Raw genomic sequence first — 23,172 nt, 5'->3', positions numbered from 1 at the left:
TCGCGACGGGTGCGCCCCGTCCTGCGGCAGACGCGCGCCCGAAATGGCCTCGAGGACGCGACCTTACAGCGCCAAGGGCACTCGAGTCCTTGGCTCCGCAGACAAGACCCGCCGCCCAGACGCGAGGTCCAGGCGGCGGGCGATACGTGCGAGCTTGTGGAGGAGGCGAGACGCTACTCGGCGCCCTGCTCCCCGCCCTGCATGGCGCACCAGGGACCCAGGTCGTCCTCGGTGAGGATCATCGGGCCGTCCTCGGTGATGCCGATCGTGTTCTCGTAGTGCGCGGCGGGCTTGCCGTCGTTGGTGACGACCGTCCAGCCGTTGTTGAGCACGTGGTTGGCGTGGGTGCCGAGGGTGATCATGGGCTCGATCGCGATGATCATGCCCGCCTGCAGCCTGACGCCGCGGCCCTTCTTGCCGTAGTTGGGGACGTTGGGGTCCTCGTGCATGTCGTGCCCGACGCCGTGGCCCACGTACTCGCGGACGACGCCGTAGCCGTTGCTCTCGGCAAGCTCCTGCACGGCAAAGCCGATGTCGCCCAGGTGGTTGCCGGGGACGGCCTGCTCGATGCCGGCCTTGAGGCAGTCGCGCGTGCACTCGCAGAGGCCCTTGACCTCGTCGGAGACGTTGCCGACGTAGAAGGTCCAGGCGTTGTCGCCGGCCCAGCCGCACTTGTTGGCGCCCACGTCGATCGAGATGATGTCACCGTCGTTCAGGAACACCTCGGGCGAGGGGATGCCGTGGACGATCTGCTCGTTGACCGACGCGCAGACGCTGCCGGGGAAGCCACCGTAGCCCTTGAAGCCGGGCGTGGCGCCGTGCAGGCGGATGAAGCCCTCGACGGCCGCGTCGATCTCGCGCGTGGAGACGCCGGGCTTGATCATGGCTCCGGCGACGCGCAGTGCCTGCTTGGAGAGGCAGCCCGCAGTAGCCTTGTACTCGAGCATGTCCTCCTTCGTCTTGATGTGAATCATAGACCCAGAAGCTCCTTGACGTCAGCGTAGACCTCGTCGACGGGACGGTCGCCGTCGACCTTCTTGAGGATGTTGTTGCCAGAGTAGTACTCCACGAGGGGCGCCGTCTGCTTCTCGTAGGTGTCGAGGCGCTTGGCGATGGTCTCGGGCTTGTCGTCGTCACGCTGGTACATCTCGCCGCCGCAGCGCGGGCAGACGTCGACGCCGGCGGGCGCGGTGTAGCCGCAGGCCTTGCACGTGCGCCTCGAGCTCAGGCGCTTGATGATCACGTCGGAGGCAACGTCGACGAGAAGAGCAGCGTCGAGCTCGATGCCCATGTCCTCAAGCTCGCTGCCGAGCACGACCGCCTGCTGGGTGTTGCGCGGGAAGCCGTCGAGGATGAAGCCCTTCTTGGCGTCGTCGGCCTGGAGACGCTCCTTGACGAGGTCGATCACGAGCTGGTCGGGAACCAGCTGGCCGGCGTCCATGTAACCCTTGGCCTCCTTGCCCAGCTTGCTCTCGGCCTTGACGGCCGCACGGAGCAGGTCGCCGGTGGAGATGTGAGCGACGCCGTAGTCCGCGACGAGCTTTTGGGCCTGGGTGCCCTTGCCGGCACCGGGAGCTCCAAGAAGAACGATGTTCATGCGCTAGACCGCCTTTCGAATCACGTTCATGCGTTCGTATGACATGCGCCGGCCGCAGCCGACGACACCAGTCTACCCATCCGACCCCACGTCACCAACGTCGCGTGCGAGAAAAACACGGGACTTCGGTGGTCGCAACCACGCGCGGCGCACCCGAAGCGCGGCCGAGGCCCCGCACCCTCCCCCAGCGCACCAGGCATGAAAAAAGCGGCCGGGCACGTGGCCCGACCGCTTGGTGACGCTGTGTTCGGCAGATGCCGAGAAGAGCACGTCCTTACTTGAAGATGCCCTCGTAGTTGTGCATCTTGAGCTGGCTCTCGAGCTGCGAGATGGTGTCCATCGCGACGCCGACGAGAATCAGCACCGAGGTGCCGCCGAACGACTGCATGAGGACGTTGCCCGTCAGAGAGAACAGGATCGACGGGACGACCGCGAGCACCGCCATGAAGAGGGCGCCCGGCAGCGTGATGTGGTCGAGGACGCTCTTGATGTAGGCAGCGGTGGCAGAGCCCGGACGGACGCCCGGGATGAAGCCGCCGGCCTTGCGCAGCTGGTCCGCCGTCTCCTCGGGGTTGAACACCATGGAGGTGTAGAAGTACGCGAAGAAGACGATCAGCAGGACGGAGAGGGTCCAGTTGACCCAGCCCGTCGAGAGCGTGTTGGCAAAGGTCTGCATCCAGCCCACGGTCGGGAAGAACACGGCGATCTGCGCGGGGAAGTAGAGCAGCGCAGAGGCGAAGATGATGGGCACGACGCCAGCCGTGTTGACCTTGATGGGCAGGTAGGTGGACTGGCCGCCCATGATCCTGCGACCAGTGACCCTCTTGGCGTACTGCACCGGGATGCGGCGCTGGCCACGCTCGATGTAGACGATCACCGGGATGATCGCGAACACGACGGCGACGGTGATGATCGTGATGATCATGCCGGTCGACGAGGTGTTGATCGAGTTGATGAGGGCGGAGGGCAGACCGGCAAGGATGTTGGTGAAGATGATCAGCGACATGCCGTTGCCGATGCCTCGCTGGGTGATGAGCTCGCCGAGCCACATGATGATGATGGCACCGGTGAGGAGCACGCCAACGATGATGATGTCCTCGATGATCTCAGGGAAGCCCATGCCCGAGAAGTCGATGCCGTAGCTCTTGAAGAGGAAGAGGTAGCCAATCGCGTTGATCGTCGCGAGCACAATCGTGAGATAGCGCGTGTACTGCGTGATCTTGCGCTGGCCGCTCTCGCCCTCCTTGGCGAGCTCGGCGAGGGACGGAATCACGGCCTGGAACAGCTGGAGGATGATCTGGGCCGTGATGTAGGGCATGATTCCGAGACTGAAAACGGAAACACGGGAGAGCGCACCGCCGGAGAACAGGTTGAGCACCGCGATGGCGCCGCTGCCCGCGGAGGCCGTCTGGAAGGCCTCCAGCATGCGCGAGAACGGCACGCCAGGAGCAGGCAGGTAGGCACCAAAGCGGTAGAGGAGCAAGATCGCAAGCGTGAACAGGATCTTGTTCCTAAGCTCCGGGATGCGGAATGCGTTTGCGATTCCCTTTAGCACGCGGGCTCGACCTTTCCTCCGGCCGCCTCGATCTTAGCCTTTGCAGAGGCGGAGACCTTATCAACCTTAACGGTGAGCTTCTTGGTGAGCTCGCCGTCCCCGAGAACCTTCACGGGGATGTAATCGTGCTTGATGACGCCCTTGGCCATGAGGCTCTCGGCATCGACGGTGTCGCCGTCGGCGAAGAGGCCCTCGAGACGGGCGACGTTCACAGGAGCGTACTCGACGCGGCTGTGGTTGGTGAAGCCGGGGAGCTTGGGGAGACGCATCGCGAGCGGCTGCTGGCCACCCTCGAAGCCTGCGCCCTTGCCGCCACCGGAGCGGGAGAGCTGGCCCTTGGTGCCGCGACCGGCAGTGGTGCCGTGGCCGGACGAGTTGCCGCGGCCGACGCGCTTGCGGGACTTCTTGGAGCCCTCCGCGGGACGAAGATCTTTGAGCTGCATTGGATGACTCCTAGTTCTCTTCAACCTCAACAAGGTGCTTGACCTTGAAGATCATTCCACGAACGCTCTCGTTGTCAGGCAGCACGGAGACGTCGCCGATCTTGCGAAGGCCCATGGCGAAGCAAGTGCGGGTCTGGTCCTTCTTGACGGACGCAACGGCGCTGCGGACGAGCTTAACGGTGAGCTTCTTCTCTGCCATCGTTATGCCTCCTTACCGTTGAACATCTCGCTGACGGTCATGCCGCGACGCTCTGCGGCCATCTCGGGAGTCGAAAGCTCCTTGAGGCCCTCGGCGGCAGCCTTGATGACGTTGAGGGCGTTGTTGGTGCCAAGGGACTTGGAGATGACGTTGCGGATGCCCGCAAGCTCGAAGAGCGGACGGACGGGGCCGCCGGCGATGACGCCGGTACCCTCGACGGCAGGCCTGATGATGATGCGGCCTGCACCATAGCGGCCCTCGATGGGGTGAGGCACGGAACCGCTCTCGGTGACAGCCACCTTGAACATGTTCTTCTTCGCGTCCTCGACGCCCTTCTGGATCGCCTGGGGAACCTCAGTGGACTTGCCCATGCCGAGGCCGACGTTGCCCTTGCCGTCGCCGACGACGACGAGAGCGACGAGCGACATGCGGGAGCCGCCCTTGACGGTCTTAGAGACACGGTGGATGTAGACTACGCGCTCCTGAAGATCGGAGTCATTCTGGCGCTTACGATCACGTGGCATTCAAATTCCTCCTAGAACTTCAGGCCGGCAGCGCGAGCGGCGTCTGCCAGGGCCTGGACGCGGCCGTGATAGATGTGACCACCGCGGTCGAAGGTGACCTCGGTGACGCCCTTCTCGAGGGCGCGCTCGGCAACGAGCTTGCCGACGAACTCCGCGGCCTCCTTGTTGGAGCCGACCTTGCCCTCAGCCTTGAACTCGGCAGAGAGGGTCGAAGCGGAGCAGAGGGTCTTGCCGCACGTATCGTCGATGACGGCGGCATAGATGTTGGCGTTGGTGCGGCGGACGTTCAGACGGGGACGCTCGGCCGTACCGAAGACCTTGGCGCGGACGCGACGCTTGCGACGCATGAGGCCCGCGCGCTTTGCCTTGTTCTTATCCATTCCTTCTCCTTAACCACGCCACCACCTGACGGGGTGATGGTCTTTCCTATATGCCAGCGAGACTACTTAGCAGCCTTGCCGAGCTTCCTGCGGATGTGCTCACCCTCGTAGTGGATGCCCTTGCCCTTGTAAGGCTCGGGAGCGCGCTTCGAGCGGATCTCGGCGGCAACCTGGCCGACCTGCTCCTTGGAGATGCCCTTCACCGTGATGTGGGTGTTGTCGGGGACCTCGAAGGAGATGCCCTCGGGAGCGACGTAGACGACGGGGTGGGAGTAGCCAAGGGAGAGGTCAAGATCCTTGCCCTTGAGCGTGGCACGGTAGCCGACGCCCGCGAGCTCGAGCTTCTTCTCGAAGCCCTCGGAGACGCCGATGACCATGTTGTTGATGAGGGTGCGGGTGAGACCCTGCTGAGCGTTGGACTCAGTCGAGTCGTCGTTGCGGGTGACGAGGATCTCCTCGCCCTCCTGCTTGATGGTCAGAAGGTCGGAGAAGGTGCGGTTGAGCTCGCCCTTCGCGCCCTTGACCGTAACGTGGGTGCCGTCGATCGTCACAGTGACTCCAGCCGGAACCGTGACAGGCTTCTTACCAATACGAGACATTGTCTCCTCCTATCGTGATTCTGACGAGTTACCAGACGTAGCAGATGACCTCGCCGCCGATGCCGAGCTTGCGGGCATCGCGGTCGCACATCATACCCTTGGAGGTGGAGATCACCGCGGTGCCGAGGCCGCCCATGACGCGGGGGAGCTCGTCAGCGGTGGAGTAGATGCGCAGGCCAAGCTTGGAGATGCGACGGATGCCGCGGATGACCTTGGTGTTGCGGGCGCCATACTTGAGCGTGATGTGCAGGGTCTTCTGAGGCTTGGTGTCCTCGACCTCATAGCTCTCGATGTAGCCCTCCTCGCAGATGACGCGCGCGATCTCGACCAGCACCTTGCTGGAGGGCATGGAGACCTCCTGCTTGCCAGCGGCGTTCGCGTTGCGGATGCGCGTCAGCATGTCTGCGATGGGATCAGTAACCTTCATTGATTCCTTCTCCTTCGATAGTGATGAAACTGCGCATGCGGTTCATGTGAGCCCGTGGCCCACACGCCTGCACGCGAGAGCCCCTTCTTACCAGCTAGCCTTGCGGACGCCAGGGAGCTCGCCCTTGCTCGCCAGCTCGCGGAAGCACACACGGCAGAGGCCGAACTTGCGATAGACGGAGTGGGGACGCCCACAGCGCTGGCAGCGGTTCTGCTTCCGCGTCGAGAACTTCGGCTCGCGGTTCGCCTTGACGATCATCGATGTCTTAGCCACAAATCCTCCTTCAGGAAGAGGCCCCGGCCTCGCCGGGGCGATTTACAAGCGTATTGACTAGTCCCTCTTGAACGGGAAGTTGAAGGCGGCGATGAGCGCCTTGCCCTCCTCGTCAGTCTGGGCCGTGGTCACGATGGTGATGTCCATGCCGCGCGTGCGATCGATCTTGTCGAAGTCGATCTCGGGGAAGATCAGCTGCTCGGTGACGCCCATGGAGAAGTTGCCGTGGCCGTCGAAGCTGTTCGCCTTGATGCCGCGGAAGTCGCGGATGCGCGGGATGGCGATGGCGATGAGGCGATCGAGGAACTCGTACATGCGGTCGCCACGAAGGGTCACCTTGGCGCCGATGGGCATGCCCTGGCGAAGGTGGAAGGTAGCGATGGACTTGCGAGCGCGGGTGACCATCGGCTGCTGGCCGGTGATGGCGCGCAGGTCAGCGACGGCACCGTCGATGGCCTTGGAGTCGGTGGCGGCCTCGCCGACACCCATGTTCACGACGATCTTCTCGATCTTCGGGATCATGTTGACGTTCTTGTAGTTGAACTGCTTCTGCAGCTCGTCGCGGATCTCGGAGGCGTACTTCTCCTTGAGGCGCGGGGTGGTGCTCTCTGCCATTTGCAACTCCTTACATCATGGGGTTTTAAGTGCGGGGCCTGTCCTCGCACCTCCTGCGTTGGCGCGCAGGAGCCGTTTGCGTCGCCGGTCAAGCTCGAGACATAGCTCTCCCCTAGCTAGAGACGCAAGGTAAAATAGTAGGCCTTCTCTGAGGGAAAAACCAGCTCAAAGGGAATCTCCACAAATCTTCGCAGGAAAGCCCCACCCCGACATGGCGAGACCCCAGTCCGGCGGGGCCAGGCTGGGGCCAGAGGTACCGAGAAGAGCTTGGGCTCGTGGCCCGGGCTCGCTAGTGCCTGTTGCGTCGCCTGAGGACGATCGCCGCGATGACCACGATCAGTCCGATGGCCGCGATCACGATGGCGGGCAGGTAGTTCGTGGGGTCGCTCGTCTGCGACAGGCGGCCGGCGGAGCGGTTGTCCTTGTCCTCCTTGGGCGTCTCGCGATGCTGGACGACCGTGCGCTCCCCCTCCTCGTGCTCGTCGAAGAGGCTGATCTGGAAGGCCTGCGTCTCCTCGCTGCCGCTGATGCTGTTGAACTCGGCGTTGGGCTTGCCGTCCGCGGTCGTGGCGCCCGAGATGACCTCGCCCTTGGTCTCGAAGTTGACCGAGCGCAGGACGAACTCGACGTCGTCGGCGACCTTGTAGCCCTCGGGCGCCGAGACCTCGTGGAGGATGTAGGGGTGGTCGACGTCGAGCTCGCGGGCCGTCTGCTCGGTCGAGCCGTCGCTCGTCCACTCGGCGACGACCGAGCCCGTCTCCTTGTCGATGATCTGCAGGCGCGCGCCCCGCACGTACTCGTGCGTGTCGCGGTCGAGCTTCTTGACGTTGAAGTGCACCGTGCGGTCGGCGACGGCGTGCTCCTGGGGTCGGTAGTCGAGAAGGACCTTCTTCTCGTCCGCGCGGGCGACGGCCGGAACGAGCGCCACCGCGACGGCGAGCGCGGCCATGACCTGAAGGTATCTTCTGAGCTTCTTCATTGGTGGTGCCTCTCGTCTGTGCCGGGCGGGGAGACCACTCCCCGCCCGGACGCTGCTTCTAGATCCTGCCCTTGAGGTCGGGTACCAGGGCGAAGAACTCGGAGTCGTACTGGTACACGAGGTAGTAGGCGCCGTTGGTGCCCTTGCCGATGGTGAAGTAGTCCGTCGGGTACGGGTCGACGAGGTGGCCGTGCGGGGCCTTCTCCTCGCGCAGGTAGTACGCGACGCCCTGGGTGGTGGGCACCTCGTAGCGCAGGTAGCCGTCGGCATCGGACACGGCGCTTCCCATGTAGACGTCGTTACCGTTGGCGTTGGTCATCCAGATGCCGTAGGTCGCGCCGGGCAGCGGGTCGTAGGGCGCCTCGCGCGAGCGCTTCTGGCCGCGGATCTCGATGGTGCGCACGTCGTTGACGAAGGTCGCCTCGTCGACGGGCTTGCCGTCGGGGCCGAGGTAGGTCTCCTTGGCCGAGAGCACGCCCTTCTCGTCCGCCGTGACCGTGACGCGGTAGCCGATGGCGTGCGTGTCGTAGACGATGCCGGCATCGGAGCCCGGGTCCTCGGTGAGGGTGAAGTCGTAGGTGCCCGGCGCGTCAAAGAGGATGCGGTCGAAGGTGACCGTGCCGAGGGCGTCGTTGGTCGCCGTCTGCAGCGCGCGGCCGGAGGCGTCGCGCAGCGAGAAGGCGAACTCGCCGGAGACGAGCGTGCCGTTGTCGAAGACCTTCTTGGCCTTCGGGTCGACGCTCACCTGCCTGGAGCGATCGTCCTGGGGCGCGAGCGGCGACGAGTTGAAGTTAAGCGTCACCTGGTCGTTGTTGTAGAAGGCCATCGTGTCGACGGTCGTGGTCGCATCGCCCGAGACGAGCTCGACCGTGCGGGACGCCGTCTGGTCGGGCGCGACCGTGACCGTGATGTGGTAGACGGCGGCGTCGTTGCTGGCGGCCTTGTCGTTGCGCTCGGCGAGCACGTAGCGGTAGGTGCCGGGCTCGAAGTAGACGAGCTTGGGCAGCTCGACCTTGGCGGTGCCGCTCTCGTCGAAGCTGCCGTTGTGGGCGACGACCTTGAAGGCCTGGCCGGAGTCGACCACGGAGTCGCGCCTCGCGGCGTCGACCTCGACCGTGCCGGAGTCGCCCGTGCGCGGCTTCCAGGAGTCGTCGGCTGCGGTCAGCTCGAAGTCGAAGGAGGCGTTCTTGTCGGCGCCGAAGTAGTGCTTCTCGAAGTCGAGGGTCTCGGTGGCCGAGAAGTACGTGTTCTTGAACTCGGCGGCCGTCATGCCCTGGCCGTAGTCGACCTTGGTCTCGAGCGTGCCGCGGCCGTCGTCCGTCACCGTGACGGAGACGTCGCGGACGTTCGTGTCGTAGGTCATGCCGTCCTGGCGGGCGTGGTCTGCGTCGACGCCGGCCGGGAGCTTCTCGCGAACCTTATAGGAGAAGGTGCGGCTCTTGGCGCGGCTGTCGCCGGAGCCGAGCGAGGCGAGGTCGTAGGCGATCGGCTTGAAGGCGACCGTGCCGTCGGCGGCGTTGGTCGCGCTCTGCAGCACCGCGCCCGTCTCATCGACGAGCTCGAAGGTGAACTCGCCCGCCTTGAGGTCGCGGCCCTCGAGCGTCTTGTGCGCGTCGATGGTCGCCTCGCCCTTGGCGGCGTAGCGGTTGGCGAACGTAAGGGCCTGCTTGGAGGGTACGCCGTCGACGCGGGTGTCGTCCGTACAGGAGAGGGTGCCGTCGCCGTTGTCGCTCACCTTGACGGTGACCGTGCGGGTGCGCACGTCGTTGGTGACGCCCGCGACCGTGCCGGACTCGGAGATCGTGTAGGTGTAGGCCTTGCCGGCGTTGGCAAGCGTGTAGTCGATCTTGCCGAAGTCCACGTCGGCCTGGCTGCCCTCGCGCGGGCTGATGGTCACGCTCGACCTCTCGGGCATCGGCGCGTCGGTGCCGTCGGGCGTCACCGTGAAGGTGTAGGAGTCACCCTCGTTGAAGTCGCGGCCGACCATAGTCTTGGTCGCGTGGAGCTCATAGGAGCCCGCGGCCTCGTAGTCGTTGGAGAAGATGAGCGTGGAAGCCGCCTTGCCGTCGACGAGGTAGCTCTTCTCGACCGCAAGGGTTCCGTCGCCCGCGTCGCTCACGCTGACCTGGACGCGGTGGGTGCGCGAGTCGTTGGTGACGCCCGCGACCGTGCCGGACTCCGTCACGTCGTACGAGAAGGTCTTGCCTGCGTCGTCGAGGGTGTAGGCGATGCTGCCGAAGTCGACCGTGGTCGAGTGGCCCTCGCGCGGGTTGATGGTCACGCTGGGGTGCTCGGGCAGCGGCGCGCCGGGGTTGGCCGCGTCGGCCGTCACCGTGAAGGTGTAGGAGTCGAGGTCGGAGAACTCGCGGTTCTCGATGCGCTTGATGGCCGTGAGGTCGACCGAGCCGGTCGCGGCGTAGCGGTTGGTGAACGTGGGGGCCGCCGTCGCGCCGTCGTCGTAGGTGACCTTGGTGGTCAGCGTGCCGTCGCCCTTGTCGCTCACGCTGACGTGGGCGGTGTGGGTGTCGGACGTGTACGTGACGCCGTCCTTCTCGGTCAAGGCCTTGCCATTGTCGTCGGTGGGCAGGACCTCGGCGATCGTGTAGTCGAAGGTCTTGCCGGCGTCGGCGAGCGTGTAGGAGATGGGGCCGAAGTCGGCGGGCGTGTCCTGGGCGGTCGCCACGGCGCGGGTGCGCTCGGGCATCGGCGTGCCGGGGCGTGCGCTCAGCGTGAAGGCGTAGGCCTCCCCCGCCTTCCACGCGCGGCCGGAGAGGGACTTGGTCGCCTGGACGGTCGCGGTGCCGGAGGCGTCGTAGGTGTTGTCGAAGGCAAGCGGCAGCTCGTCGCCGCCCGTGCGCTCGACCTTGAGGCGGCCCTGGCCGTCGTCGGTCACCTTGAGCGTCACGGTCTTGGCGGAGGCGTTCGTGACGCCGGCCACCGTGCCGGACTCGGTGACGGTGTAGGTGAAGGTCTTGCCCGCGTCGGCGAGCTTGAAGTCGATCGAGCCGAAGTCCACGGCGGCCTCGCGGCCCGAGGTGGGCTCGATGGTGACGGAGGTGCGCTCCGGCATGGGGGCACCGGCGTCGGCGGACGTGACCGTAAAGGTATAGCGGTCGGCCTCGGAGCCCGCGCCGAAGTCGCGGCCCTCGATGGTCTTGTGCGCCTCGAGCGGGAACTCGCCCGTGGCCTCGTAGGTGTTCTTGAAGTCGAGGCCCTGCGGGTCGGCGCCGGCGCTCGTGACCTCGAGCTTGCCGTCGCGCACCTCGTCGGCGACGGTCACGACCATGGTGTAGGTGCGGCCGTCGCTCTTGACGCCGTCCTTGTCGACCTTGTGCTCGCTCACCGTGTAGGTGTGGGTGCCAAGGTCGGCGAGGGTGTAGCTCAGCGTCGGGTAGTCGATCTTGGAGCCCGTGTTGCCCACGGTGACGGTCTTTCCGCCCTTCTCGGCGACGTCGAACTCGAAGTGGTCGCCCTCGGCGAGCTCGCGGCCCTCCATGGACTTGGTGCCCTTGAGCTCGAGCATGCCCGTGGCCTCGTAGGTGTTGGTGAAGTCGAGCTTGGCGGCATCGCCCTCGACGGTCGTCACCTTGAGGGTGCCGTCGCCCGCGTCGGCGACGCTGACCTTGACGGTCTTGGCGCTGTCGTTGGTGACGCCGGCGGCGCTGCCGGACTCGGTGACCGTGTAGGTGTAGGTCTTGCCCGCGTCGGCCAGCGTGAAGCTCACGTCGCCGAAGTCGAGCGCGGCCGTCTCACCCGTCGTGGGTGCGATGTGGACGCTCGGCCTCTCGGGCAGCGGCGCCTTGGCGTCGTCGGCGGTCACGGTGAACGTGTAGTCGTCGCCGGCCACGAACGGGCGGCCGGACATGTGCTTGCTGCCCTTGAAGGTCAGCTTGGCAGAGGCGTCGTAGGCGTTGGTGAGCGTGGTCACGCCGGCGTCGCTCTTCTCGTCCACCAGCTTGTAGCCGGCGGGCACGTCGCCCTCGCGCCAGGTGTAGGCGATGGCCTTGCCCTGCGCGTTGGCGGGCAGGTCGCGCGCCGTCGCGCTCCAGTTGTTGGACTGGTCGAGACGAGCCACGATGTCCGCCCCGGACGCGTCCTTGGCCTGCTGGCCATTGGCGAGCAGGTGCACGTCGAGCGACTGCGGGCGGTGCGCGCCGGCGCTCGAGTCGTCGTCCCAGACCTTGCGGACGCTGGCCTCGGTCTTGGCGGGCTCGTGGCTGTTGGTGATCGTGGTGGTCGCACCCGCGGTCGCCGTGGTCTCGGCGTAGCCCTCGGGGACCTCATCCTCGCGCCAGGTGTAGGAGATGGCGCGGCCGTCGCGCATCTTGTCGAGGCCGGAGACGGTCGCCGTCCACTTGTTCTCCTGGGAGAGCGTGGCGGTGTGCTCGGTCGGCTCGCCGTCGGCGAGCAGCGTGACCGCGATGCTCCCGGGGCGCGTGCCGTCCTGGTCGTTCGCATCGTCCCAGGCCTTGCGCACGGTGGCCGACGTCTGCTCGGGCTGGTAGGAGTTGGTGAGCGTGGTCACGCCCGCGGCACTCGCCTCACCCGTGAGGCTGTAGCCATCGGGCAGGCTCGCCTCGCTCCAGGTGTAGGCGACCTCCTTGCCGCCCTGGTACTTGTCGAGCCCCTCGACCTTGGCCTTCCAGCCGTTGGCGTCGGAGAGCGTCACCTTCTGGCCGCTCTCCCTCCCGTTGGCGAGAAGAGCAACCTCCAGCGTTGCGGGGCGCTTGCCATCCTGGTTGTTGGCGTCGTCCCACACCTTGGCGACGGAAGCCTCGGTCTTCTCGACCTCGTGGGTGTTGGTCAGGGTCGTGGCGCCGTCCTTGGTGTCGGTCGTGAGCTGGTAGCCCGAGGGCGCGCTCTTCTCGGCCCAGCTGTAGGCGACCAGCTTGCCGCCCTCGTACTTGGGCAGGCCGTCGACGGAGGCCTTCCAGCCGCCCTCGGCCGAGAGCGTGCGCTCGACGGGCTTGCCGTCGGCCGTCACGTCCGTGGCCGCGGCGCCGTCCACGCTCTTCTGGAGCGTCACGACGATGGACTCGGGACGCTTGCCGTCCTGATCGTTGGCGTCAGCCCAGACCTTGCGCACGCTGGCGCCGGTCGTCTCGGTCTCGTGGGTGTTGGTGAGCGTCGTGACGGTGCCCTCGGTCGCGGTACCGGAGAGCGCATAGCCCTGGGGCAGGGCCTCCTCGCTCCAGGCGTAGTCGATGCGCTCGCCGCCCGCGAAGACGGGCAGGTTGCCGATCTCGGCGGACCAGCCGTTCGCGTCGGAGAGGGTCACCTCGCCGACCTTTGCGTCGCCGGCCTTGAGCGCGACCTTGAGCTCGCCGGGGCGCTTGCCGTCCTGGTTTTCGGCGTCATCCCAGACCTTCTTGACGGAGAGGCTGGTCTTCTCGACGTCGTGCTTGTTCGTGAGCGTCGTGACCGTGCCCTCGGTCGCGTTCGAGACGAGCCTGTAGCCCGCGGGCTCCTCGCCCTCGTCCCAGGTGTAGGTGATGTCCTTGCCGGCGGCCTTCTTGTCGAGGTTGCTGACCTTCGCGGACCAGCCGTTCAAAGCGTCGAGCGTCACCTCGTCGACACGCGTGCCGTCGGCGAGAAGAGCCACCTTGATGCTCGACGGGCGCTTGCCGTCCTGGTCGTTGGCGTCGTCCCACACCTTCTTGACGGAGGCCTCGGTCTTCTCGACCTCGTGCGTATTCGTAATCGTGGTCAGCTCGCCGTCGGTCTCGCTCTTGGTGAGCTCGTAGCCGGTGGGCAGGCCCGCCTCGCTCCACGTGTAGGTAACCTTCTGGCCGCCCGCATAGACGGGCAGGTCGTCGACGGTCGCACTCCAGTCGTTGCCGTCATTGAGGGTGACCTCCTGGCCGCTCGAGAGGCGGACCTTCAGCTCGCTCGGGCGGATGCCGTCCTGGTTGTCGGCGTCGTCCCACACCTTCTTGACGGTGGCCTTGGTCTTCTCCACGTCATGCTTGTTGGTGAGCGTGGTCATGGTGCCGTCGAGCGTGTTCGAGACGAGCCTGTAACCCGCGGGCGCGTCGCCCTCGTCCCAGATGTAGGCGATGTCCATGCCCGCGGCCTTCTTGTCGAGGCCGGAGACCTTGGCAGACCAGCCGTTCTTGGCGTCGAGCGTCACCTCGTCGACCTTCTCGCCGTTGGCGAGAAGAGCCACCTTGATGCTTGCGGGGCGCCTGCCGTCCTGGTCGTTGGCGTCGTCCCACACCTTCTTGACGGAGGCCTCGGTCTTCTCGGCCTCGTGGGTGTTGGTCAGGGTCGTGGTACCGCCCTTGGTGTCAGTGGCGAGCGTATAGCCCGAGGGCACGCTCTTCTCGACCCAGCTGTAGGCGACCTCGCGCCCGCCCTCGAAGGCAGGCAGGCCGTCGACGGAGGCGGACCAGCCGTTGTCGGCGGAAAGCGTGCGCTCGACGGGCTTGTCGCCCTCGGTCACGTCCGTCGCGGCCGCGCCGCCCACGCTCTTCTGGAGCGTCACGACGATCGAGGCCGGGCGCGCGCCGTCCTGGTCGTTGGCGTCGACCCAGACCTTGCGGACGCTCGCGCCCGTCGTCTCGGTGTCGTGCTTATTGGTGATCGTGGTCACGGTGCCGTCGGCCGCCGTGCCGGAGATGGCGTAGCCGGCGGGCAGGGCGTCCTCGCTCCAGGTGTAGGTAACCTTCTGGCCGCCCGCAAAGGCGGGAAGGTCGCTCACGGTCGCGGTCCAGCCGTTGGCGTCGGAGAGGCTGACCGTGTGGTCGGTCGCCTTGCCGTTGGCCGCGAGCGTGACCTTGATCTCGCTCGGGCGGCTGCCGTCCTGGTTGTTGGCGTCGTCCCACACCTTGCGGACCGTCGCCTCGGTCTTCTCGGCCTCGTGGGTGTTGGTCAGGGTCGTGGCGCCGTCCTTGGTGTCGGTCGTGCGCTTGTAGCCCTCGGGCACGTCCTTCTCGGCCCAGCCGTAGGCGACCTTCTGGCCGCCCTCGAAGGCAGGCAGCTCGTCGACGGAGGCGGACCAGCCGTTGTCGGCGGAGAGCGTGCGCTCGACCACCGCGCCGGAGAGGGTGGCGTCGGCCCAGTCGGCGCCGCCGACCTTCTTCTGCAGGGTGACAACGATCGCGGCAGGGCGCTTGCCGTCCTGGTTGTCGGCGTCGGCCCAGACCTTCTTGACGGAGGCCTTGGTCTTCTCGACCTCGTGCGTGTTGGTGAGCGTGGTGACGGTGCCCGTGGTGGCCGTGTTGGTGAGCTGGTAGCCGGCGGGCGCGTCGCCCTCGTCCCAGGCGTAGGCGATAGGCTTGCCGTCCTTGTTGCGGTCGAGGCCGTCGACCTTGGCCGTCCAGTTGTTGGCGGCGGAGAGCGTCACGGTGCGGTCGGTCTTCTGGCCATTCGCCGTGAGCGTCACGCGGATCTCGCTCGGGCGCTTGCCGTCCTGGTTGTCGGCATCGGCCCAGACCTTGCGCACGGTGGCCTCGGTCTTCTCGGAGCCGCGGGAGTTCGTGAGCGTGGTGACGCCGGCGTCGGTCGCGGTGCCGGTGAGCTCGTAGCCGTCGGGCAGGGCATCCTCGGACCAGCCGTACGTGACGGCCTTGCCGCCCTGGTACTTCTGCAGGCCGTCGAGGGTGGCGCTCCAGCCGTTGTCGTCGGAGAGCGTCACGGTCCGGTCGGTCTTCTTCCCGTTCGCGGTCAGCGTCACCGTGATGCTCTGGGGGCGCTTGCCGTCCTGGTTGTTGTCGTCCGACCAGACCTTCTTGACGGAGGCCGAGGTCGTCTCGGGGGTGTGCGTGTTGGTCAGGGTCGTGGTGTCGCCCTCGACGGAGGTGGAGAGCTGGTAGCCCGAGGGCACGCTACCCTCAGCCCAGCTGTAGGCGACCTCGTGGCCGCCCTCGTACTTGGGCAGGCCCTCGGCGGAAGCCGACCAGCCGTTGTCGGCCGAGAGCGTCGCGGTCCTCACGACGCGCGAGCCCGCGCGGAGCTCGACGTCGATGGTCTTCGGCCTGAAGCCCTCAAGGTCGTCGACGTCGTCCCAGACCTTCAGGACCCTTGCGCCCACGGTCTCGGGCGTGTGGCGGTTGGTGATCGTGGTGACGGTGCCCGAGGTCGCGCTGCCGCCAAGCTCGTAGCCGTTGGGAAGCGACTCCTCGCTCCACGTGTAGTCGATCTTATTGCCACCCTCATAGACGGGCAGGTCGCCCACCGTCTGGGTCCAGCCGCCCTTCTCGGAGAGCGTCACGGTGCGAACCGTCTTGCCGTTGGCGAGAAGGTCGACGGAGATCTCCTGCGGGCGCTTGCCGTCCTGGTTGTCGGCGTCGGCCCAGGCCTTCTTGACGGTGGCGCTCGTCTTCTCGGGCACGTGACGGTTCGTGATCGTGGTGACGGTGCCGTCCTTGGTGTTGCCGGAGACGGCGTAGCCGCCGGGCACGGTGTCCTCCACCCAGGCGTAGTCGATCTCGTGCCCGGCGTCGTCGGTCTTGGGCAGGTCGGCGACCTTCGCAGACCAGCCGTTGCCCTCGCTCAGCGTCTCGGTGTGCTCGGTCCTGGCGCCGTTCGCCGTGAGCGTCACCTTGACCTCACCGGGGCGCTTGCCGTCCTGGTTGTCGGCGTCGTCCCACACCTTGTTGACGCTGGCCTCGGTCAGCTCGACCTTCGGCGTGTTGGTCACCTTGACGAGGTACGAGCCGTCCTCGGAGCTGGGCGGCACGACCTTCACGTCGCTCGTGCCCTCCTCGGGAGCCTTGCCGTTGACCTGCGTCTCGATCACGCGGTACTCGACCGACACGTCGTCGGCGTCGGGGTCGGAGAGCGACGCGGGGACCGCGAGCGGCAGATTCTTGAAGGAGCCCTCCCAGTTCGTGCCCGCGCTGATGGTCAGGTCCTTGGCGGGCGTGTCGGTCCACGCGGTGTCGGCGTCGCCCACGTGCTCGCGAATGGTGTCGGACCAGTCGCCGCCCGCGATGCGCTGCTGCAGCCGCACGACGACGCTGTCGGAGCCGTGGCGTGCGCTGCCGTCGGACCAGCTCTTCTCGACGTGCACGTCGGTGCCGGGATAGTTCTTCACCGTCAGGGTGTCGCCCATCTCGTAGATGCCGTGGTCGGGATCGGACGTGCCGTCCAGCGTGATCTTGAACGGGATGTCGTCGCCCGTGAGCATGTGGCCCTGCGGCGCGTGCGTCTCGCGCAGGTAGTACTGCTTGCCCTCGTCGAGCGTCCAGCCCTGGCCGGCCTGGTCGCCGCGGATGGTGGCCGTGCCGTCCGCCTTCGTCGTGAAGGTCACGGCGCCGGAATTGCCCTCCACCGGCTGCTTGTGCTCGTCGAGAAGAGCGAACGTCGCGCCCCCGAGGCGCTCGCCCATGTTGCCAGCCTCGTACTTGAGGAGCTTGACCGAGGGGACGGACGCCGTCGCGGTGCCGCTGTTCTTGCGGTACGCGGTCTTCTCGACGTCCTGCTTGTAGCCGCTCATCTCGGCCTTGTTCGAGAAGGTCACGCTCTTGGTCTCGCCGGCCTGGGCCGCCTCGGAGAACACGACGTGCGCCTCGTACTCGATGGTCACGGGCGTGGCGTCGGGGATCTTGTAGGTGACCGTGTGCCCCTGGACGTCCCACGTGACGCCCGGGACGGACGCCTTGATCGACTCGGGGTCGACGCTCAGGTGGTCGACGGTGTCGGTCATCGTGAGCGGGTTGCCGTCGTTGAGCATGACGCCGGCGGGGTTGAGGGTGACGCGGAACTTCGCGCGCACGTCCTCGTCGGTCTTGGAGAGCTCGGACTCGGGCGTGAGCATCTCCTTCTTGAGGGCCTGGTACTCGTAGTCGATGTCGGCGCCGTCGGTGTGGTCCTCCCACGAGACGCCGTTGTGGATCCATGCCTTGTGGTCTGACGAGTTGACCGACTTGTCGATGAGCTTGTGCAGCGCCGCCTCGTCCTTCACGGTGAGGTAGTACACGAGCTTGTAGTGGTCGTAGAGCTGGCCGCCGTTGGAGTTGTCCCTCGGCAGGGCGTCGGAGGGGACGTCGAAGCGCATGCCCTTGTCGGTCATGACGTGCGAGAACTGCCCGCCGCGATCGGACTGCGACCAGGTGCTGCCCCCGAAGACGTACCAGGATCCGTCCCACACGTTGTCGTCGGTCTCGTAGGGCTCGAGCAGCGACGTGTCGAACTCGTCGTAGACGGTCTCGGTGTCGGTCGTGGGGCGGGCCAGCACGACCTCGTACTTATATATGGGTAGGTAGGAGTTGCCGACCTTGCGGGTGCCCCAGGGCTGGACCTTCTTGCTGACGGCTGGCGCGGTGACCATGGTCTGGGCCGTCGCCTGCTTGGTGGTGCCGTTGACCTCGAGCGTCACCATGTTCTGGCGCTGCTCCCTGCTCTGGTCGGTCTTGGCCGCCTCGAGGAGCTCGTCAGAGATCTGGGTCTTGAGCTCGACGGTGACGGTGCGCTGCTTGCCACCGCGCAGGCCCGGCGTGGTGTGGGCCTCGTCCTGGTAGAAGGTGATGATGCAGCGGTCCTCGCCGAAGCGCTCGTTCGCGTTGTTGGCGTAGTCGACGGTGTAGGACTCGCCGGGAAGCAGGCCGCTCACCTTGATGCTGTCGTGGTTCGCCCTCTCGATGATCAGGCGCTTCTGGTACCACTGGTTGGGATAGTAGTCGGTGAGCACGGCGTCGGTGAGCCCCTCGGTGGGAACCGTGAAGTCGCTCTTCCAGCTGATCTCTCGGTTCTCGAAGTCGACCTTCTCGGCGCTCTTGTAGACCTGGACGTCGTTGTCGCCGATGGGCGTGGGGTGTCCCTCCGCGGTGGAGGACTTGCCGCCGTCGGTCGTGACCGTGTTCTTGACGTTCGTCACGCCGGTCTTGCCCGTGAGGTCGACGTCGGTCGTGTAGGTGATCTCGTAGTGGTAGGCGTGGCCGGCGTCCTTGGCGGGAACGACATAGGCCCACTCGCTGTCGGACTTCTGGGCGAGCTCCGACCAGGGCACGTTGTCGATGCGCACGACGTTGCTGCCCTCGATCACCTTCACCTGGATGCCGTCGCCGGAGTACTTCATGATCTGGCGGGAGCCCTCGTCGATGGTGTCGGTGATCCTCATGTTCGCCATCGAGACGTGCTGCTCGCCGTTGGCGTCGATCTTCCACTGCAGCGTCTTGGTGTGGCCGTTCTCGCCGACGAGGGTGCCCGTTGCCTTGGAGACGTCGGGCGTGTAGTCGATCGTGGTGTGGATCTCGGTGTCGTGCGGGGTCGGGTCGCCGTCGCTCTTGACGCTGACCTTGTTGGTGCCGCTCGTGATGACCTTGCCGTCATGCACGGGGATCTTGCTCACGTCGATCTTGGCGGAGTACGTGAGGGTGACGACCTCGCCGTCCGCCATCTCGGGGATCGTGTAGTCGAGGGTGTTGCCGGAGGCGCCACCCTTGAGGTCGACCGCATGCCCCTTGTTCGAAGTCGCGCGGACCGAGGATGCATCAAGCGTGAGCACGCTGCCCTCAATGGCGTCGTGCACCTTGACGTTCTTGCTGTGGCCCTTCGACACGATGGCAACCGTGTAGTCGACGGTGCCCCTGTCCTTGTTGACCACGGCCGACTTGGAGGCCGTGACGCTGTTCGAGGTGTCGACGTCCACGCTCTTCTCGACCCCGTCGGAGAAGTGGATCTTCTTGGCGTCCTCGGCGATGGAGCCCTCGAACGAGAGCGTGAAGGCGAGGTTGCTCGCGGCGCTCAGGTGCGAGAAGTTGGGGTCGGAGGTGTTGAGGTTGAGGTAGAGCGTGTCGCCCGTGATGTGGTAGCTGTTGCCGCCCACGGTGTAGACGGTGCCGCCGTCGTTGACCTTGACGTCGAACTTGCCCTCGTGACCGTCGGCGCTGAGCCCCTGGGGCAGCTTGTAGGTCATGGTGCGGCCGTCGTCCGGGAACTGCAGGCTCTTGTTCTCGTGGAACGAGAGCTTGAACGAGTAGCTCGTGCCCGGCACGACCACGTACTCGCCCTTGTCGTTGGTGGGCGCGACGATGGTGGCATCAGTCAGAAACGCCGCGAGGTCGGTCGACGTCTGCGCGTCGGTCACGTCGATCACGTAGGTCGAGCCGTCGGCCATGCCCACCCTCAGCACCTCGCGCGTCAGGAACGGCTCGCGGCTCGTGAGGCGCCAGTCGGAGCCGTCGCGCTCGACCTCGACGAGGTCGGGGTTGGAGAAGGTGACCGACGTGGCGTCCGCCGCGCTCGCGGAGATGCCGAGTGCCGAGAAGAGCTCGCCCAGCTTGATCGAGCCCTCGCCGGGAAGCGAGAACGAGTAGCCGTCGTAGGTGAAGTCGACGGTGTAGCTGAGCGCGAAGACCGACAGGCTCTCGGTCTTGACCTCGATGGCGTCGGAGCCCTTGGCGCGCACGTCGGAGCCGGTGAGCGTCTCGACGGTCACGTCGTCGGACGAGATCTGCCTCGCCTCCGCCGTGGTCTTGGCGCTGCGGCGGGCGTCGTCTGCGAGCGGCAGATGCGAGACGGTCACGTCAGAGGCCTTGTCAGCCGAGAGTTCGCGCGAGATCTGGCCCTGCTTGAACTCGAACGAGACGTTGACGGAACCCTCGGCGGGCTGGACCTCGACCTCGTTGCCGTCAGCGTCACGCGTGAGGAACGCCACGTCATAGAGCAGCGTGTTCTTCTCGTTGTGCTTCTTGGAGGCCTCGGCACCCTTGTTGAGCGCGTCGAGGTAGGCGCCGTAGTTGTAGTCGCCGTCGCTCGGCTGGACCTGACGGACCCTGAGCGTGGCGTCGGCCGGGATCGCGCCGCTCTTCTCGAGCTTGGCGGTGACCTTGACCGCGTCGTCCTCGTAGGTGAACTCGTCCTTCTTCTGCTGGTCGAGGGGGACGGCGGAGGTGGTCGCCTGCTCGGACTGCTGCGCGGTGGCCGCCACCGAGAGCGTGGCACCGCCCGCGAGCTGGTCGGCGGAGATGTGGTACGTGCCGTCGGCCTCGGGCGCGAGCGTGGAGGAGGAGGCGCCGGAGGCGAGCGTCACCTGGGAGACGGAGTAGCCGTCGTCGGCATGGGCGACGACGGAGGCGTCCTTGCCGGCGGGCAGGCTGACCTTGGTCGCGGGCGCCGAGACGGTCTGGCCGTCGACCTCGACGTAGGCATGGTCGAACGAGAGCGAGAGGTCGACGGTGCCCTCCTGGGCGGCATCGGCCGTCACGTTCGCCGCGGTCGCGGACTGCGCCTGGCCGGACTGGCCCTGGTCGCCCTGCGCGACGCGATCGGCCGCATAGCCCAAGGGCGTCTGGGTCGAAACCATCGCCACGGTCAGAAGGACGGCGATCGCCCTGCGGAACCGCATCGTCCTGTGCCTTGTCATCTTGTCATCCTGCCTGTACATACGCATGCTCATATCCTCTTGGCCTTGGGCGCCTGGCGCCGCCCGGCTCGTTTCCTGTCGATACGACGACGTCGGACGAGACGACTCGCCCGACGCCGAACCCTTACTCCTGCTCGCCTTCGCCCTCGTCACTCCTGCGCCTGCGCATCAGCAGGAACGCCACGAGGAGCACGGCGACGATGCCCGCGCCGATCCCGGCAAGCGCGACCGGCCTCTGCCAGGCGGGCATGGTCTGCCACGGCCCGAGCGGGTCCATCTGCGCGAGCGGGGTCTCGTTGTCCTCGATGCGGACCTCGTTGGTGTCCGCACCCGACCCGTCGGCCATGCCCGAGGCACCGGCACCGTCGACGGCGGTGAGCGCCGCCTCGGTGGAGGGCACCGTGACCGTGGTCACACCGTCAGACGTCGACGTGGTCGTGCCGGCGGCCTGCGTGCCGTCTGCGTAGATCACGCGAACGCGAACGATGCGCGCGGCGGCGAGGTCATCGGAGGAGTCGCGGTAGTAGATGGTGTAGGCGCGAGCGCTCGAGTAGTAGCTGTGCCAGATGGGCTCCTCCTGCCCGGCCAGCCTCACGTACTCGGTGTCGCCGGCAAAGAAGCTCTCGGGCGAGTCGATCTCGAGCTCGTCGCGAAGCTCGGGGCGCGACGTCACGCTCTTCTCGGCCAGCACCTCGCCCGTCGCGTAGTTCACGTAGCGCACCGTGACGTCGTAGGGCGCAGGCGCCACGTAGTCGTCGGGCACGTAGTAGACGTAGGTCACGGGGTCCTGACCGGCGGCGCCGAAGGTGTAGCTGTAGCTCTCCTTGGTCGAGGTCACCGGCACGAACGTCCTGTCGCCGACCGCAAGCGTGGCGTCAGGCGTGAAGGTCGCGGTCTCGCCGGGCCTGACCTCGAACTGGCGACGGGCGATCTCGCGGTCGGAGCCCTTGGGGTCGGCCGCGCCGTTCACGATCACGACGGTCCAGGTGGTCGCCGCATCCGACGGCTGCCTGTCGTAGGTGACGTCGAAGGCCTTGAAGCCGTCGGTCACGCCGTCCTTCGCCGAGTCGAGCTCGAGCGCACCCGCGTCGGAGAGGTGCGAGGCGGCGGCGTTCAGCACGTAGGTCTGGGCAACGCCATCGGCGTCCGTCGCGAAGAGCCTGGTGGGCGGCGTGTAGAGGTAGCGGCCGCACACGTTGAGGGAGTCGTCGTAGGTCGACGCGGCCTCGTCAGACGGGGCGAGCACGCGCCTGCCAGTCGCGGCGTCGACGAAGCGAATGCCCGCGAAGTAGTAGTTGCCCGCGTTGGCCGAGCCCTCACCCGAGGCGAGCGGGACGCAGCGCACGGTGAAGTCGCTCACGCCGGGATAGGACGCGTTGACCGACCCAGCGTATCCCACGGTGCGCCACCACGAGGCAGAGGCGCCCTCCTCCTCCACCGTGATGACGGAGGGGACGGGAACGCTGCGGTGCTCACCCTTGGCGATGCCCCTGATCGAGTCGGCCCTGAGGACCTTGCCCTGCGCGTCGACATAGCGAACGACGCCGTCGATGGGCTCGGCGGCGTCGGACTGCGTGTAGGAGAAGGCGAGGGGCGCCTCGGAGACGGGCGCGTCATTGGCGAGCTTGTAGGTGGCGTTGCCGAACGTGACGTTCGCAGGGGCCGTGAACGCGCGGTCGCCGCCGATCGCAACCGTTCGCAGCGCGAGCAGCCTGCGCGGCGCGCCATCCAGGTCGGCAAAGACGGGCGTGATGCTCCCCTCGAAGAGCGACTGGGTCTGCTCGCGGTCGGCGAACACGCGGACGCCATAGGTCGACATGGGCTGGAAGTTTGCGATCTTGGCGCTGACGACGCCCACGTAGCGGCCCGCGCCGTCGCGCTTGGCCGTGGAGTCGCCAAGCGTGAACGCCAGGTGGCTCGCGATCGTCACGCCATCGCGATCCATCTCGACGTAGACGGTCTGGTTCGCCGCACCGCTCACGCTCAGGATGTCCACGGACGAGTCAGCCGAGCCGGCTGCGGCCGAGCTGCCGTAGAAGTAGTCCATGCCCTCGACGCGAAGCCCCTCGTCGGCAAGGGCGACTCGCGCCTGTCCGAGAATGACGGCAACCACGACGGCGCAGAGTGCGACCAGCACACGAGGCGCCCGCGAACGTCCGCTCATAGTTCCTCTCCAAATCCCTTCGCCCAGCTCGTGGACGAGAAATAGTCAAAAAAATTGCAAACTGCAGAAACGATACTCTCGCACAACACCATTTTGCCTGAAATCGAC

Annotated in this window: 14 protein-coding genes; all 14 read right to left on the bottom strand. The window is 66.5% G+C overall.

All coding sequences use genetic code 11. The annotated features are described in order from the left end of the window. Positions 1 to 173 precede the first annotated feature (173 nt). The 14 genes from map to M5D76_RS02740 all read right to left on the bottom strand — a co-directional run bounded on the left by map (position 174) and on the right by M5D76_RS02740 (position 23,064). Positions 174 to 974, bottom strand: coding sequence for a type I methionyl aminopeptidase (gene map / locus M5D76_RS02805; RefSeq protein WP_248921865.1), 801 nt, complete (start codon positions 972 to 974; stop codon positions 174 to 176). After that, positions 971 to 1,597: an adenylate kinase gene (locus M5D76_RS02800; RefSeq protein ID WP_248921864.1), complete on the bottom strand. Its 627-nt coding sequence runs from the start codon at positions 1,595 to 1,597 to the stop codon at positions 971 to 973. The genes map and M5D76_RS02800 overlap by 4 nt, the downstream gene beginning before the upstream one ends. 274 nt (positions 1,598 to 1,871) lie before the next feature. Continuing rightward, positions 1,872 to 3,152, bottom strand: coding sequence for a preprotein translocase subunit SecY (secY, locus tag M5D76_RS02795; protein ID WP_248921863.1), 1,281 nt, complete (start codon positions 3,150 to 3,152; stop codon positions 1,872 to 1,874). Next, the gene (gene rplO, locus M5D76_RS02790; RefSeq protein ID WP_248921862.1) at positions 3,146 to 3,595 is read right to left on the bottom strand and encodes a 50S ribosomal protein L15; all 450 of its coding nucleotides are present in this window, start codon (positions 3,593 to 3,595) and stop codon (positions 3,146 to 3,148) included. Before rplO ends, secY begins: the two co-directional genes overlap by 7 nt. A gap of 10 nt (positions 3,596 to 3,605) precedes the next feature. Continuing rightward, entirely contained in the window at positions 3,606 to 3,794 is a 189-nt protein-coding gene (gene rpmD, locus M5D76_RS02785; RefSeq protein ID WP_248921861.1) for a 50S ribosomal protein L30, read from the bottom strand. A 2-nt stretch (positions 3,795 to 3,796) separates the two neighbouring features. Beyond that, complete coding sequence (gene rpsE, locus M5D76_RS02780) at positions 3,797 to 4,318, bottom strand: 30S ribosomal protein S5 (protein ID WP_248921860.1); 522 nt, start codon at positions 4,316 to 4,318, stop codon at positions 3,797 to 3,799. An 11-nt stretch (positions 4,319 to 4,329) separates the two neighbouring features. Beyond that, positions 4,330 to 4,698: a 50S ribosomal protein L18 gene (rplR, locus tag M5D76_RS02775; RefSeq protein WP_248921859.1), complete on the bottom strand. Its 369-nt coding sequence runs from the start codon at positions 4,696 to 4,698 to the stop codon at positions 4,330 to 4,332. Between the two features lie 62 nt (positions 4,699 to 4,760). Further along, positions 4,761 to 5,297: a 50S ribosomal protein L6 gene (rplF, locus tag M5D76_RS02770; protein WP_248921858.1), complete on the bottom strand. Its 537-nt coding sequence runs from the start codon at positions 5,295 to 5,297 to the stop codon at positions 4,761 to 4,763. A gap of 28 nt (positions 5,298 to 5,325) precedes the next feature. Beyond that, complete coding sequence (gene rpsH / locus M5D76_RS02765; protein ID WP_248921857.1) at positions 5,326 to 5,724, bottom strand: 30S ribosomal protein S8; 399 nt, start codon at positions 5,722 to 5,724, stop codon at positions 5,326 to 5,328. An 87-nt stretch (positions 5,725 to 5,811) separates the two neighbouring features. Beyond that, entirely contained in the window at positions 5,812 to 5,997 is a 186-nt protein-coding gene (locus tag M5D76_RS02760) for a type Z 30S ribosomal protein S14 (protein WP_032110525.1), read from the bottom strand. Between the two features lie 57 nt (positions 5,998 to 6,054). Continuing rightward, entirely contained in the window at positions 6,055 to 6,612 is a 558-nt protein-coding gene (gene rplE, locus M5D76_RS02755; protein WP_248921856.1) for a 50S ribosomal protein L5, read from the bottom strand. Positions 6,613 to 6,901: 289 nt separating this feature from the next. Then, on the bottom strand, positions 6,902 to 7,591 hold the full coding sequence (locus M5D76_RS02750; protein ID WP_248921855.1) for a SpaA isopeptide-forming pilin-related protein: 690 nt from the start codon (positions 7,589 to 7,591) through the stop codon (positions 6,902 to 6,904). A gap of 58 nt (positions 7,592 to 7,649) precedes the next feature. Beyond that, the gene (locus tag M5D76_RS02745) at positions 7,650 to 20,900 is read right to left on the bottom strand and encodes a Cna B-type domain-containing protein (RefSeq protein WP_248921854.1); all 13,251 of its coding nucleotides are present in this window, start codon (positions 20,898 to 20,900) and stop codon (positions 7,650 to 7,652) included. A gap of 124 nt (positions 20,901 to 21,024) precedes the next feature. After that, positions 21,025 to 23,064, bottom strand: coding sequence for a hypothetical protein (locus M5D76_RS02740; protein ID WP_248921853.1), 2,040 nt, complete (start codon positions 23,062 to 23,064; stop codon positions 21,025 to 21,027). Between the last annotated feature and the right edge of the window lie 108 nt (positions 23,065 to 23,172).

The sequence above is a fragment of the Olsenella intestinalis genome (assembly GCF_023276655.1).
GTDB classification, from domain to species: domain Bacteria; phylum Actinomycetota; class Coriobacteriia; order Coriobacteriales; family Atopobiaceae; genus Olsenella_J; species Olsenella_J intestinalis.
This window is presented reverse-complemented; position numbering and strand designations above follow the sequence as displayed.